General features: G+C 62.4%; 10 protein-coding genes, 1 tRNA gene and 1 pseudogene. 6 read left to right on the top strand and 6 right to left on the bottom strand.

Annotated elements, in window-relative coordinates; all coding sequences use genetic code 11:
* Positions 1-1,020: MFS transporter (locus RTX98_RS16270; protein ID WP_416223145.1), on the bottom strand; the 1,020-nt coding region annotated here is incomplete at its 3' end.
* A 216-nt stretch (positions 1,021-1,236) separates the two neighbouring features.
* The gene (locus RTX98_RS16265) at positions 1,237-3,021 is read right to left on the bottom strand and encodes a thiamine pyrophosphate-requiring protein (RefSeq protein ID WP_312797876.1); all 1,785 of its coding nucleotides are present in this window, start codon (positions 3,019-3,021) and stop codon (positions 1,237-1,239) included.
* Positions 3,022-3,223: 202 nt separating this feature from the next.
* On the opposite strand from RTX98_RS16265, the gene RTX98_RS16260 reads away from it, so the two are divergent.
* Positions 3,224-4,252 carry an SDR family oxidoreductase gene (locus tag RTX98_RS16260; protein WP_312797875.1) on the top strand — a complete coding sequence of 343 codons (1,029 nt, stop codon included), beginning with the start codon at positions 3,224-3,226 and terminating at the stop codon, positions 4,250-4,252.
* Between the two features lie 114 nt (positions 4,253-4,366).
* Here the strand turns inward: RTX98_RS16260 and RTX98_RS16255 are convergent, their stop codons facing one another.
* Positions 4,367-7,627 (bottom strand): DEAD/DEAH box helicase, encoded by a 3,261-nt coding sequence (locus RTX98_RS16255; RefSeq protein WP_312797874.1) that lies wholly within the window; start codon positions 7,625-7,627, stop codon positions 4,367-4,369.
* A gap of 341 nt (positions 7,628-7,968) precedes the next feature.
* On the opposite strand from RTX98_RS16255, the gene RTX98_RS16250 reads away from it, so the two are divergent.
* From RTX98_RS16250 to RTX98_RS16240, 3 genes are read left to right on the top strand one after another with little or no spacing between them, the layout of a single operon-like run.
* Positions 7,969-9,066 carry a methionine ABC transporter ATP-binding protein gene (locus tag RTX98_RS16250; protein ID WP_312797873.1) on the top strand — a complete coding sequence of 366 codons (1,098 nt, stop codon included), beginning with the start codon at positions 7,969-7,971 and terminating at the stop codon, positions 9,064-9,066.
* Complete coding sequence (locus tag RTX98_RS16245) at positions 9,056-9,733, top strand: methionine ABC transporter permease (protein ID WP_312797872.1); 678 nt, start codon at positions 9,056-9,058, stop codon at positions 9,731-9,733. The genes RTX98_RS16250 and RTX98_RS16245 overlap by 11 nt, the downstream gene beginning before the upstream one ends.
* 25 nt (positions 9,734-9,758) lie before the next feature.
* The gene (locus tag RTX98_RS16240; RefSeq protein WP_312797871.1) at positions 9,759-10,541 is read left to right on the top strand and encodes a MetQ/NlpA family ABC transporter substrate-binding protein; all 783 of its coding nucleotides are present in this window, start codon (positions 9,759-9,761) and stop codon (positions 10,539-10,541) included.
* A gap of 65 nt (positions 10,542-10,606) precedes the next feature.
* On the opposite strand, the gene eutC is transcribed toward RTX98_RS16240, so the two are convergent.
* The 3 genes from eutC to RTX98_RS16225 form a co-directional block, all read right to left on the bottom strand.
* Positions 10,607-11,434: an ethanolamine ammonia-lyase subunit EutC gene (gene eutC, locus RTX98_RS16235; protein WP_312797870.1), complete on the bottom strand. Its 828-nt coding sequence runs from the start codon at positions 11,432-11,434 to the stop codon at positions 10,607-10,609.
* Positions 11,431-12,825, bottom strand: coding sequence for an ethanolamine ammonia-lyase subunit EutB (locus RTX98_RS16230; RefSeq protein WP_312797869.1), 1,395 nt, complete (start codon positions 12,823-12,825; stop codon positions 11,431-11,433). Before RTX98_RS16230 ends, eutC begins: the two co-directional genes overlap by 4 nt.
* A 249-nt stretch (positions 12,826-13,074) precedes the next feature.
* A tRNA-Thr gene (locus RTX98_RS16225) sits at positions 13,075-13,150 on the bottom strand.
* A gap of 188 nt (positions 13,151-13,338) precedes the next feature.
* Between RTX98_RS16225 and RTX98_RS16220 the strand changes: the two genes are divergently transcribed.
* The gene (locus RTX98_RS16220) at positions 13,339-13,743 is read left to right on the top strand and encodes a hypothetical protein (protein ID WP_312797868.1); all 405 of its coding nucleotides are present in this window, start codon (positions 13,339-13,341) and stop codon (positions 13,741-13,743) included.
* Positions 13,744-13,858: 115 nt separating this feature from the next.
* A pseudogene (locus RTX98_RS16215) lies at positions 13,859-14,044 on the top strand (hypothetical protein); the annotation flags it as partial.

Below are 14,044 nucleotides of genomic sequence, written 5' to 3'. Positions count from 1 at the left end.
CGTCGCAAGCTGAACGGTGACATTGAACATCGACAGGGCTAGCACCCAGCAGGCACCGCCGATCAGCATGCCGAGCGCGACAAGCACCTCATTGCCGCCATAGGCGATCAAGGTGGCGCAGATCGCAAAACCGATAAAGGAGCCGCGCGCGATGTTCTCGTTGGAGGTCATCTGCCGCACCTTGCCACCGAGAAAGGCGCCTCCGACGGCACCGATGCCGTAGCAGCCAAGCAGGAGGCCATAAAGCAGTGGACCGCCGCTGGGCAGGTCGCGTGCCACAATCGGCAGCAGCGCGAGCACGATGATCGCGGTGAAGCCGAACAGGAAGCCGCGCAGCAGCACCTTCTCGATCTGCGGCGACATCGCGACATAGCGCAGGCCGGAAAACATTGCGCTGATCAGCGGCTCACGCGGCAGGGTGCGCGGCGGGGTTTCCAGCTTCCAGCGTGAAATGACGAACAAAAGCGGCAGATAGCTGAACGCGTTCACCGCAAAGGCCGCCACTGCGCCGGCTGTTGCCACGATAATACCGCCGATCGCGGGGCCGACGCTGCGGGTCAGATTGAAGTTGACGCTGTTGAGCGCCACGGCATGCGGCAGGTCGCTGCGCGGCACCATTTCGCCCACGGAAGCCTGCCAGGATGGATTGTTCAAAGCCGTGCCGCAGCCGATCAGAAAGGTGAAGCCGAGCAAAAGCCAAGGCGTCATCCAGCCGAGATAGGTGAACAGCGCCAGAAACAGCGACACGACGAGCATGAAGGACTGCGCGGTCAGCATCACGCGGCGGCGATTGAAGTTGTCGGCCACTGCGCCCGAGGCCAGCGAAAAGATCATGACCGGCAGTGTGGTGGACGCCTGAACCAACGCGATCATGTCGGCCGATGGCGCAATCGAGGTCATCAGCCAGGCCGCGCCCACCGACTGGATGAGCCCGCCAAGATTGGAAGCAAGGCTGGCGATCCAGACCATGCGGAAGATCGGGGATCGGAACGGAGACAAAGGCGAGCTTGGCAGCACCACGGGTTTTGCGGTTTCAACCTGGGCGCTGGTCGACGGTTCGACGCTGCTGCCTGTTGCTCGATCAGTCACACTACTTCCTCATGCGCTCGGCGCACTTAAAACCGCATCCGTGCTTCGGGCTACCTGTCACCTTTTGCCGGGAAAGCAAGTTCTTCCACAAGAGACAGCTCAGCTGAAAACAGCTGTGCCAAGTCGCTCATCAACGAAGCAAATTTCCTACTTTCTTGGCCAGAAAGAGGCCGTGAGTTCGCGGGCGGTCTGCAAAATCGTGCCGCGTGGTTCGGGATCGCCTTCCACGATCGCGCCCATGAAGTTGCGTGCCTGTTCGAAGGTGATGTGCGGCGGGATCGGGCCGACATTTGGGTCTGTGACCATGTCGAGCACGAAGGGCTTGTTGGATGAAAGCGCTTCTTCCCAGGCCGGACCAACCTCTTCAGGCCGTTCGACGCGGCGACCGCCTAAGCCGATCAGCTTGGCGACTTCGGCATAAGGCACGTCCGGCAGGGTCTGGCTGGGTTCCCACTTCGGATCACCTGACTGGACGCGTTCTTCCCACGAGACGTAAGCGAGATCGCGATTGTTGAGTGCCATCACGATCAGGCGGGGATCAGACCAGCGCTGCCAATATTTGGCGATCGTGATCAGTTCGGACATGCCGTTCATCTGCATCGCGCCGTCGCCCACGAGTGCGATCACCGGACGATCGGGATGGGCGAATTTGGCGGCGATCGCGTAAGGCACCGCACAGCCCATCGTGGCCAGCATGCCGGACACCGACCCCATCATATCCTCGCGAAACTTCAGATTGCGCGCATACCAGACGGAGGTCGTGCCGCTGTCGGCCACAACCACGCTGCGATCGGGCAGGCGTTCCGACAATTCGTGCACGACACGCTGCGGATTTATCGGGTCGGCCTCTACCATGGCCGCTTCCTGGGTCTGCGCCCAGGCTTCAGACGTGGCGTCGCGGATTTTGTCTTGCCAGCTGCGATCCTGCTTGTGGTCGAGAAGCGGAAGCAGTGCCTCCAGCGTGGCACGCGCATCGCTGAGGAGGTTGACTTCCATCGGGTAGCGCAGGCCGAGCATCCCAGCGGAAATGTCGATCTGCACGCCGCGCGCCTGACCGGGCTTGGGCAAGAACTCGGTGTAAGGGAAGCCGGACCCGACCATCAACAGCGTGTCGCATTCCTGCATCATCGTCCAGCTGGCCTTGGTGCCGAGCAGGCCGATCGATCCGGTGCAGAACGGAACGTCATCGGACAGAACGGCCTTGCCGAGCAAAGCCTTGGCCACGCCCGCGCCAAGCTTTTCGGCCACCGCCAGCACGGCTTCGCTGGCACCAAGCGCGCCTGCGCCTACCAGCATGGCGACCTTGTTGCCGGCATTGAGGATGTCGGCGGCGCGGCGCAGTTCCGCCTGGTCCGGCACCACTGGCGAGAGGTCGATGCCGGGACCGGAATGGGTCATGCCATGCGCCATCGCCGGCTGTTTCATCGGCTCCATCTGCAGATCGTTCGGCAGGATCACGCAGGTGACCCTTCGCTCGGCCTTGGCGATGCGATATGCGCGATCGATGAGATGCGGCACCTGTTCGGGCGTAAAGGCCGTTGCCACAAAGGCGCTGGCGACATCCTTGAACAGGGATTGCAGGTCCATGTCCTGCTGGTAGTGCGAGGCGATCGCGCTACGTGCCTGCTGGCCGACCAGAGCCACCACCGGCTGGTGATCGCCTTTGGCATCGTAAAGGCCGTTCAAAAGATGGATCGCGCCAGGCCCCGATGTGGCGATGCAAACCCCAACCTCGCCGGTGAACTTGGCCGTTGCAGTCGCCATCAGGCCCGCCATTTCCTCATGCCGAACCTGCACGAAGTCGATTGCGCCTTCTGTCCGCGCCAAGGCGCCGATCAAGCCGCCGATCCCATCGCCCGGATAGCCGAAGACGCGGCGGACGCCCCATGACTGCAAGCGCTTCCAGATGAAATCAGCGACGGTCTCAGCCATGAAGGCGCTCCTTGGTTCAGGTGGCGGTAAAAAAGAACCGGCTTGATCTGCCTTTATCTCAACCCGTCAGGGTCTGCCCTGTTCCATTCGTCGAGGGTTGGTCCCGCTCGCACCAGCAGCCGGTAAAGTTTTGCGTGATCGGGAACAGGTGTCCGCGCTGAGGCTTAGCCACCCGCCATCTCACACAAGATTGGAGACACTGATGACATCCGACAACGCCGATCGCTCCCGGCGTCTTCTTGTCGGCGGCATGTCCGCCGGCCTCGTCACGGCTTTCGCCAGCCGTGCAAGTGCACAGGAAAGCGGTGGAGCTGCCAAGCCTGCAGCGGCAGCGGCTTCAACGCCGGCTGAAGCCTTGCAGGACCCGACGACGAAGTACCCCAAGCCGCCCTTTCCTGCACAAACGCAGGAATGGCCAGGCCTTGCCAGCAAGATGGATCCGAAGCCGGATCATGGCGAGGAAAGCTACAAAGGCTCAGGACGGCTGGCTGGTCGTAAGGCTCTGATCACCGGCGGTGATTCCGGTATGGGCCGTGCAGCGGCAATTGCCTATGCCCGCGAAGGCGCTGATGTCGCCATCAACTACCTGCCGCAGGAAGAATCCGACGCCAAGGAAGTTGTTGCGCTGATCGAAGCGGAAGGACGCAAGGCGGTCGCTATCCCCGGTGATCTGCGCGATCGCGACTTCTGCACCAAGCTGGTGGAAGATGCCGCACGCGAACTCGGCGGTCTTGATATCCTCGTCAACAATGCCGGACGCCAGCAGGCCAAGGAATCCTTACTCGACATTTCCGACGAATGGTTCGACTGGACCTTCAAGACCAATGTTTACGCCATGTTTTGGCTGACGAAGGCGGCTCTGCCGCATCTGAAGCCGGGCTCGTCCATCATCGTGACGACGTCGGTGCAGGCTTATGACCCCAGCGAGAACCTCGTCGACTATGCGATGACCAAGGCGTGCGGCCAGAGCTTTACCAAGAGCATGGCCAAGCAGTTGGCGCCGAAGGGCATTCGCGTGAATGGCGTGGCGCCGGGTCCAGTGTGGACGCCGTTGCAGCCGAGCGGGGGGCAGTTGCCGGAAGACATTCCGCAATTCGGCGCTGACGCACCACTGGGCCGCGCCGGTCATCCGGCCGAGCTTGCCGGTATTTATGTGCTGCTCGCATCGAACGAAAACAGCTTCGCGACCGGTCAGGTTTATGGCGCGGTCGGCGGTGCTGGCGGTCCATAGTCGCTATATGGCGGCGTAGAACGCCTAAATCACAGCACAATATGAAGGGAGCGCCGTGCATCGGCGCTCCCTTCATTTATTTGGTGCACACGAAGCGCCAAACAGGCGCAGCCGTTAAGCTGCGGTTTCGAGCAGCGATTTCACGAGGTCCAATCGCCCCGAACCGGGCTCGGATGGCTTAGCCAAAATCAGGCGATCTTCGCGACGCGAGATGTCGTCTCCTCTCAGCAAGGATTTCCAACGTCCTTCATTCGGCGTCTTGCGGAAGCTGATCGCGGTAGCTTTGGGGCCGGCATCGACGCGCGCGATGCCATGGTCGCGGGCGAGCAGTTTCAGCCGCGTCAGGTCGAGCAAAGTGGTGACGGCTTCCGGTGGCTCCCCGAAGCGGTCGGCGATTTCTTCGGCAAAGGCGTCGAGTTCGTCGGCGCGCGTGATGCGCTGGAGGCGGGCATAGAGGTTCAGGCGGATCGTGGCTTCCGGCACATAGTCCTGCGGGATCGACCCCGCCATTTCCAGATTGATCTCCGGCTCGGTGCGATCGCTCGCCGCATCCCCGCGCGCGGCATCCACGGCTTGTGCGAGAAGACGCTGATACAGGCTGACGCCGATCAGCTTCATGTGGCCGGCCTGTTCTTCGCCCATGAGATCGCCGGCGCCGCGCAGGTCGAGATCCCTGGCGCTAATGGCGAGGCCCGAGCCGAGGCGGTCGAAGGCAACCAGCGTCGAGAGACGGGAACGCGTGGCATCCGGAACTTGCTTGTCGGCTTCGGTGAGGAGATAGGTGACGCCTTGCGTCCTGCCGCGACCGACTCGGCCGCGCAGCTGGTGGAGCTGGGCGAGGCCGAAGCGGTCGGCGCGCCAGACGATCATCGTGTTGGCTCGGGGAACGTCGAGACCGCTTTCGATGATGTTGGTGGAGAGCAGAATATCGCCGTCGCCGGCGGCAAAGCCGACCATGATCTCGTCCATGGCCTTGGCATCCATCTTGCCGTGAGCCACGCGCAGCTCGAGCTTGGGCACGAGGGTTTTCAGCAGGTCTTCGATCTCACCGAGATCCTCAATGCGGGGCGCGACGAAGAAGCTCTGGCCGCCCCGCCGCTTCTCACGGATCAACGCGGTCTTGAGCGAGGCTGCATCGTAAGGCGCGAGGAAGGTTCGGATCGGACGGCGACGCGCCGGGGGGCTCGCCAGCACGCTGACATCCTGCACGCCGACCATCGCGGATTGCAGCGTGCGCGGAATGGGCGTTGCGCTCATGGTCATCGTATGAAGGGCCGGTGCGAGAGAGCGCATCTGCTGCTTCAGCTTGGCGCCAAAGCGATGTTCCTCATCGATCACCAGCAAGCCAAGATCTTTGAAGCCGACATCTTCCGCAACCACGGCCTGGGTGGCGACGACGATGCCGATCTCGCCTGATTTTAAGCCTTCCTTCACGGCGTCCATTTCCGCCCCGGCCGTGATGCGGGAGAGATGGCCGACCTTGATGCCGCTTTCGGCAAAGCGGCGCTGGAACACCTCGAAATGCTGGCGCACCAGAACGGTCGTCGGCGCGACCATCGCGACCTGCTTGCCGGCGAGCGCCACGGCGGCGGCGGCGCGCAAGGCAATCTCCGTTTTGCCGAAACCGACATCGCCGCAGATCAGCCGGTTCATCACTTTGCCGGATTCCAGATCGTCAAGCACTGCCTCAATCGCTGCTGCCTGATCCGGCGTTTCGGGATAAGGGAAGCGCGACGCGAACTTGGCGTAGGCCGCGCGGGGCGGCTTGATCTCTTCAGCCACTTCTTCGGCACGCGCCTTGGCGGCTGCAATCAGATCGGCTGCCGCCTTGTCGATTTCCCGACTGACGACGGCGCGACGCTTCAGCCAGGCATCCGTGTTGAGGCGATCGAGCTTCACGACTTCGGCTTCCGCGCCATAGCGCCAGATGCGGCCGAACTCCTCGACCGGCGACAGAACCGATGCTTCGCCGTGATATTCCAGGCGAACCGCGTCGCGCTCGGCACCATTTACGGTCACGCTTTCCAGCGCACGCAAGATGCCGACGCCACGATCTTCGTGGATAACCACATCGCCCACGCGCAATTCAGGTTCAGACAGCAGATCCTCGGTGGTGGCTTCGCTGTCGCTCAGCCGCGCGCCGAACAGGTCCGGGGCCGCGATAACCGTGATGTTGTTGTTTTCATCGATGAAGCCGCCGTGGAGATCGAACGCCCCTGTCAGCACGCTGCCTTCCGGCGCATCAAGTGCTGCCTGCCAGGTCTCGACGCTGTTCACCTTGCCTTCGATGTTGCGCGCCAGAATGCGCGACAGCCGCTTCAGCTCGGTGGCAAAGCCGGTCACCAGCACGCGCTTGCCGGCCTCGACCTGCTCCGTTACGAAGCGGCCAAACGCTTTTTGCGGCTGAGTTTCCACGGTAAAGCGCGGCGCGGCCTCCACAGCGCCGACATCGATCATCACCGGCTTGCGGCTCTTGAGCGTTTTCTTCCAGGACTTGGCGTCGAGGTAATAGGTGTCGCCGCCCCGCGTCTTGCCTTCGCCGAACTCGCGGCGCGCCTGACGCGCATCGTCGATCAGGTCGAGGGCGGTAACGGCACGCTCTTCCGCTTCTTCCGACAAGCTGACGGCGAAATCGGGCAGACGGTCAAACAGCGTGCCCATCTCGCCGTACAGCGCCGACATTCGTGCTTCCATGCACTGGATGTACCCAGCAGCGTCGGCATTGTCTTCGCCGGCCGGGACTACCGCCTCACTGGCCGCACCGAATGTGATCGTTTCGATCGAGTCGTCGGTGCGCTGCGTGGCAGGATCATAGGTGCGGATATCCTCTACCACCTCACCTTCGCCGAGGATGATGCGGACCGGAAAAGTGTCGGAGGCCGGGAAGATGTCGACGACATCGCCGAGCAAGGCGGCTTCCCCGGCTTCATCGACGCGGTCGTCCAAAATGTAGCCGGTGCGGTCGAGAAAGGCGCTCAGCGCGTCGCGATCGAGCGTCTCGCCCGAGGTGATCGAGAAGCTAGCATCGAGCACGATTTCAGCTGGCGGCAGGCTTTGCAGCATCGCTTCCGGCGAGGTCACGACCAGCCGGCGTCTGGCCGGCTCCGCATCGATTGCGGCCAGTACCGCCATGCGCCGTCCCATGCAGTCGCGCTGCGGCGGTGTGCGATCATAGGGCAGACAGTCCCAAGGCGGCAGAACCAGCACATCGATCGCGGGATCGAAGCAGCGCAGGGCACGCGCGAGCTCGTCGGCATCGCGCTCGCTACGCGCTATGTGAATGAGGCCGGGGGCATCGAGCTTGGCAAAAAAGGAAAGCAGGTGCGCCGCGACGGCAGACGCCGGGGCATGGTGAACAACAAGATCGGTCGGCATCGGTAACGCGCCTGGAACAAGCTGCGGATCAGTGTCAGCCGCGGCTAAACGAGATGGCATGGAAGATCCTCAAGAAAAGCAGCATCCAAACCGCGTCGCCTTTGAACCGTTCCGGGCCAGCCAACAGCGTCCTGACAAACCTTGTCCGGTGTCAGACGTTTCCCTTGAACGCGCATCGGTGCGGTGACGGTTTGCCGCGCCGGCGAAATTTGGAAAATCTGACCGATTTCGGCGACTTTCGTCTAAGGACGTTCTCTTTGATGGAGGTTCCGCGAACCCGGGTTCCTCGACTTAGATGCTAGAAAACAAGTAGCTATACGCTCCAGATTTCGGACTACCTTGTGACCCCAAACCCCGCTTCCCATCCGCCTGCTTACCCCTCCGCCACGCCGCCCGCTTTGATCCAGCTGCGCGAGGTGGAAAAGACCTATGGCGGCCGTGCCGGCTCGAATGCTGTCACCGCACTGCACACGATCACCCTCGACGTGCCGAAAGGCGCGATCCTCGGTGTGATCGGGCGTTCGGGCGCGGGCAAGTCGACCTTGATCCGGCTGGTGAACGGGTTGGAACAGCCGACGCGTGGCCAGGTGATCGTCGATGGCGTCGAAATGTCGGCGCTGGATGAACGCGCTTTGCGCCATGAGCGCCGCGCGATCGGCATGATTTTCCAGCATTTCAACCTCCTGGCGCGCCGAACCGCCTTCGACAATGTCGCCCTTCCGCTGGAGATCGCGGGCGCGAGCCGCGCCGAGATCAAGGCGCGCGTCATGCCGCTGCTCGACCTCGTCGGTCTGGCCGACAAGGCGCGGCGTTACCCGGCTGAACTATCGGGCGGCCAGAAGCAGCGCGTTGGCATCGCGCGGGCTCTGGCGACCAACCCCAAGGTGCTGCTTTCGGATGAAGCAACCTCGGCGCTCGATCCCGAAACCACCGAACAGATCCTGACGCTGCTGCGCCGGGTCAATGCCGAGCTCGATCTGACCATTTTGCTGATCACGCATGAAATGTCGGTGATCAAGTCGGTGACGGACCGCGTCGCGGTGATCGATGGCGGGCGCATCGTGGAAGAAGGACCGACCTTCGACCTGTTCACGCGGCCGCAGCATCCAACGACGCGCTCCTTCGTGTCGTCCATCACCGGCAACGAACTGCCGGCGCATCTGGCCAGCCGCTTGAGCGCCAAGCCGTTGGCCGGCAGCCAGGTTCTGGTGCGCCTCACTTTCACAGGCGGCGATGCTAGCCAGCCTTTCTTGTCAGTGCTGACGCGCAAGCTCGACATCGATCTCGGCATCATCCAGGGCAATGTGGATTATATTGGCGGCCATCCGTTCGGCACGCTGGTGGTTAGCACGCCCGCCGACCAGAATCGCTTGCAGGCGCTGACGGATGCGTCGCGCGAACTCGGCCTTCATGTGGAGGTACTCGGCTATGTGGCCTGACGTCTTTTCCCCGCAGATCCTCAATCTGCTGATATCCTCCTTCGGCCAGACGCTGTGGATGGTGGGCGTGTCCGGTTTGATCGGCTCGCTGATCGGCATTCCGCTCGGCGTGTTTCTCGCGACCAGCCGGTCCGGCGAACTGTTTGCAGCACCCTGGGCCAACAGCGTACTCGGCTTGATCGTGAATGCTGCGCGCTCGACACCCTTCATCATCCTCGTGGTGGCCATCGTGCCGCTGACGCGCTTCATCGCCGGCACGTCGATTGGCACCAAGGCCGCGATCGTGCCGCTGACGATTGCCGCCGCTCCCTTTATCGCCCGCGTGATCGAGGGCGCCATTCGCGGCGTGGACCAGGGCCTGATCGAAGCCGCGCGGTCCATGGGCGCAACGCCGCTGCAGATCGTGCGCAAGGTTCTGCTGCCGGAAGCCCTGCCGGCCATCACGCTGGCGCTGACGCTGACCGTGGTCAGCTTAATCGGCTATTCGGCGATGGTGGGGGCGGTTGGCGGCGGCGGGCTCGGCGATCTCGGCATCCGCTTCGGTTACCAGCGCTTCATGCCCGACGTCATGCTGACGGTGGTGCTGGTACTGATCATCCTCGTGCAGGGCGTGCAAAGCCTTGGCGATTTTCTTGCGCGGCGCTTCGACAAGCGTTCGCGGTTCTAAACCCCTCCCAACCAAGGATCCTGAAATGACGCTCAAAACCCTCGTTGCCGGCCTCGCGCTCGGCCTTGCCTTCACCGCCGCTGCTTCGGCCGAAACGATCAAGATCGGCGTGACGCCTGGACCGCATGCCCAGATCCTGGAAGCCGTGAAGCCGCTTCTGGCGCCCAAGGGCATCGATCTCGAGATCATCGAGTTCTCGGATTACATCGTGCCGAACGAAGCGCTGTCTTCGGGCGAGTTGAACGCCAACTCCTTCCAGCACCAGCCTTACCTCGACAACCAGGTTAAGGATCGCGGCTACAAGATCGAATCCGTCGCCACCACGGTGAACTTCCCGATCGGCGTGTATTCCAACAAGGTCAAGAAGATCGCCGACCTGGCCGACGGCGCTGAGGTTGCGATCCCCAACGACCCGACCAATGGCGGCCGCGTTTTGCTGCTTCTGGCCGATGACGGCGTGATCAAGCTCAAGGACGGCGTCGGCACCACCGCCAGCATCGCCGACATCACCGAGAACCCGAAGAACCTGAAGATCGTCGAGATCGACGCCGCCCAGCTGCCGCGCGCCCTGCCCGACGTCGATGCCGCCGGCATCAATACAAACTATGCCGAACAGGCCGGCCTCGACCCGGTGAAGGACCCGATCCTGCGTGAAAGCCCGAAGGGTCCTTATGTCAACGTCATTGCGGTTCGCAGCGAAGACAAGGACAAGCCCTGGGTGAAGGAACTGGTCGCGGCCTATCATTCGGCCGAGATCAAGGACTTCGTCGAGAAGACCTTCAAGGGCTCGGTTCTCGCCAGCTGGTAAAACCAGCCTGCCTTTGACTGCCTGGCAAGCTCATGTCTTCTCTTGGGATGCATGAGCTTGCCCCTCTAGGTATCGGTGCCCTCGTCGCCTGGTGAAGCCATCGGCACCGACGCGATCTTCGTTGGCTCTTCCGATGAAAGCCGGCTTTCGACGAGTTTCACGCCGCTAAGCCTCGCATTGAATATCCGCTCGACAAGCGCAGCGATCGCTTCGGCCGCCCGGGGCAGCGGCATTCCGTGTTCGCGGATGTTGGAAACACAGTTGCGGCTGGAGTCCGGCGTGCCGGAGATGGGCGCATAAGTCAGATAGGCGCCGAGACTATCGGCGGCTGACAGGCCCGGACGCTCTCCGATCAGCGTGATGGTCACACGGGCGCCCAAGGTTTCGCCAATCGCATCGCCGAGCGCAACTCTGGCGCGGCGTGCCACGACGATCGGCGCCAGGAGCAAGCCGGCCGCCTCAAGCCGTCGGACGAGATCGGCCACAAGAGCCGCCGCATTAAGGTTGATCGCCGTTGCCGACAGACCGTCTGCAATGATGATCACGACATCAAAGCGCCCGCTTCGATCGGCCAAAGCCTGACGGGAAGCAGGTGCAAGCAGGCGGCCCTTGTCGGGTCGGCGCACGTAATCGGCACGATCGACCGCCTCGCTTTCCACGGTGATGATCGGCAAGCCAAGCGGGTCGAGATGCGCCAACAACGCGTCCTCGTCGACTTCAGACCAAACGGCGGCGCGGGCTCGCGCGTGATCGAGCTGGAACCGTTGTTCATGCGCTGTCGGCGTGCTGGATCCGGCTCGCCCCAGCGCAATGCGCGCCTGCGTCAGCTCAGCGAAATCGCTGAGCTCCGTGCGTGCAGGCTCGGAAGCGGGGTGGGTGGTGAGCTTGCTCATGCGGCGGCATCCGCGCTGGTCCGCATCGCCTCGATCAGCGCGGGCGGCATGTGGTCTTTCAACCGGCCCGCTTCATCGGCGAGGCCGACGTCAACCATCCAGGCCTCGAATTCGGGGGCAGGCCTCAAACCCAGCGTTTCGCGCGCAAAGATCCCGTCGTGGTGCGACAGCGACTGGTAGTTCAGCATGACATCATCGGCGCCCGGTACGGTGATGACGAAGTTGACGCCGGCCGCGCAGAGAAGCGTCAACAGCGTATCCATGTCTTCCTGATCGGCATCGCAATGGTTGGTGTAACAGACATCCACCCCCATCGGCAGGCCAAGCAGCTTGCCGCAGAAATGGTCCTCAAGCCCGGCGCGGATGATCTGCTTGCCGTTGAAGAGATATTCCGGGCCGATGAAGCCGACCACCGTGTTGACCATAAAGGGATCAAACGCCCTTGCGACAGCATAGGCACGCGCTTCCATGGTCTGTTGATCGACACCGAAATGCGCGTCAGACGACAACGCCGAGCCCTGCCCGGTCTCGAAATACATGACGTTGCGGCCGATCGTGCCGCGGTTCAGCGACAAAGCCGCGTCCTGCGCTTCGCGCAGCATCGCCAGACTGACGCCGAAGCCTTCATTGGCCTTTTGCGACCCGGCGACGGACTGGAAAACGAGATCCACGGGCGCGCGCTTTTCCATCGCCCGCAAGGCGACCGAAACGTGACCAAGACAGCAGGTCTGGGTGGGGATAGACAGGCGCTGGCGCAGGTCATCAAGCAGCGTCACGATGCGCATGTAGTCGGCAAGGCTGTCGGTGGCAGGATTGACGCCGATCACCGCGTCGCCCGATCCCATCATCAGACCGTCAACGGCCGACAGCGCGATGCCGAATGAGTCGTCGGTGGGATGATTGGGCTGGTTGCGCAAGGACAGTCGCCCCGGCAGGCCCAGCGTGTTGCGGAAACGGGTGACGACGCGCCGCTTGTCGGCAACGGCGATCAAGTCCTTGACCCGCATGATCTTCGACACGGCCGCAACCATTTCCGGCGTCAGCCCATAAGTCACGGCTTCAAGCTCGGTCTGACCAACCGACGATGATAGCAGCCATTCGCGAAATTCGCCGACGGTCAGGCTGGCCACAGGCGAAAAGGCGTCGGGGTCATGCTGCCTGGCGATCAGCTCCGACACATCGTCATGCTCGCCATCGATCAGCTGCTGTTCAAGGAAAGCGCGCAAAGGCAGATCGGCCAGCGCCATCTGAGCAGCGAGCCGTTCAATCGGTCCGTCTGCCGCGATGCCTGAAAGCTCATCGCCCGAGCGCTGCGGCGTCGCTTTCGCCATCAGTTCGGCAAGCGTGCTGAACCTGTAAACCGTCTGGTCGATCACGGCACGATAAGACATGGAAGGCCTGCCACAGTCTGGTTGACGCCGAACATCCCGCCGCCGACGATGCGACAGGCTGCCTATACATCAACGCGCCGACGCGTTTCCATCAAGCCGTGAGCGGCTTTCTCGGCGAAAAAATCGGATATCAACCGCAAGACAGCGCCTTGCGTGTAAACACCAAAACTCATCAAGACGTGCGGGACTGCGGAAAAACAGCTTGTTCCGGGGGGAAGCTGGGCTGACCGGATGATCATCATCGGAAAATGGTGCCGCTTGCGTGACTCGAACACGCGACCCCCGCATTACGAATGCGATGCTCTACCAACTGAGCTAAAGCGGCGTCGCCAAGCGGACGGAAGATGTCTCGAAGCGATCGTGGGCGGCTCATAGCTGGATTGGAGGCTGAGATCAAGCGAAAGCGTGCGAGGCTCTCGTTCAACCAATGTCGATGCGTCAAGGCGATGCGCGGCGGGTAGTTGCGCCCTATGTGACGGGTCAACGGAGCAGCTATCTGGTTTGGAGTTTTTCATGGCAGGACGATCCTCTTTCGGCTTTATGGGTCGGTTCGGGCGCTCTGCCGATCTGCGTGCCTTCGACAAGGGCTTGCGGCGCTGCGATGTGCATCCCGCCCAAGTGGTCGATGGCGTGAAGCTCGCGGCCGTTCGGCTGGTGCAAAAGCACGGAAACGCCGACAGCCTGCCGGAGCGCGCCTATGAAGATGCCGCAGCACTCGTCGCTTTTACCGTATTGGGCGAAGGCCGGATGGCTGAATTGCTAGGCCAAGGCCTGGCGGGAACGCTGGCCGCGCGTGTCGAGCGGGCGGCGGATTATCCGGATGGGCTCGATGCCGAACTCATCCTTCTGGCGCTGCACGCGGGACTGGTTGCGCCCCATGTGGCCGACGCGTTCGGCCTGGCGATCGACGAGGCCTGACAGGTCCAGTCATTAGGCGTTCGTGTGCGGGTTGCAGGATCGTGGCACAGCTGCGATTGAACCCGTTGCCGCTCTGCGTTAACGATTCGAACACGGCAAGGCTCAAGAGGACCCGGTGGACACACTCGAACGCGCCATTCGATCAGCGCTCGACAAGGGCGATGCTGGGGATCGTGCATACCGCGAAAAGGTGTACCAATCCGCTTTCGCGGCGCTCGAACGCGCCTTGAACAATCCCAACGTGTCGGAGGAAAGCGCACTGGCGCGCCGTTCCAGCTTGCAGCAGACAATCGCTCGCGTG

The sequence above is a fragment of the Tianweitania sp. genome (assembly GCF_032053605.1).
Lineage (GTDB): Bacteria > Pseudomonadota > Alphaproteobacteria > Rhizobiales > Rhizobiaceae > Tianweitania.
This window is presented reverse-complemented; position numbering and strand designations above follow the sequence as displayed.

What these genes read in the sequence shown, in the direction of transcription:
- RTX98_RS16265 (WP_312797876.1), bottom strand. Translation starts at nt 3,021, where the DNA reads ATGGCTGAGACCGTCGCTGATTTCATCTGGAAGCGCTTGCAGTCATGG.
- RTX98_RS16260 (WP_312797875.1), top strand. Translation starts at nt 3,224, where the DNA reads ATGACATCCGACAACGCCGATCGCTCCCGGCGTCTTCTTGTCGGCGGC.
- RTX98_RS16255 (WP_312797874.1), bottom strand. Translation starts at nt 7,627, where the DNA reads ATGCCGACCGATCTTGTTGTTCACCATGCCCCGGCGTCTGCCGTCGCG.
- RTX98_RS16245 (WP_312797872.1), top strand. Translation starts at nt 9,056, where the DNA reads ATGTGGCCTGACGTCTTTTCCCCGCAGATCCTCAATCTGCTGATATCC.
- RTX98_RS16240 (WP_312797871.1), top strand. Translation starts at nt 9,759, where the DNA reads ATGACGCTCAAAACCCTCGTTGCCGGCCTCGCGCTCGGCCTTGCCTTC.
- eutC (WP_312797870.1), bottom strand. Translation starts at nt 11,434, where the DNA reads ATGAGCAAGCTCACCACCCACCCCGCTTCCGAGCCTGCACGCACGGAG.
- RTX98_RS16230 (WP_312797869.1), bottom strand. Translation starts at nt 12,825, where the DNA reads ATGTCTTATCGTGCCGTGATCGACCAGACGGTTTACAGGTTCAGCACG.
- RTX98_RS16220 (WP_312797868.1), top strand. Translation starts at nt 13,339, where the DNA reads ATGGCAGGACGATCCTCTTTCGGCTTTATGGGTCGGTTCGGGCGCTCT.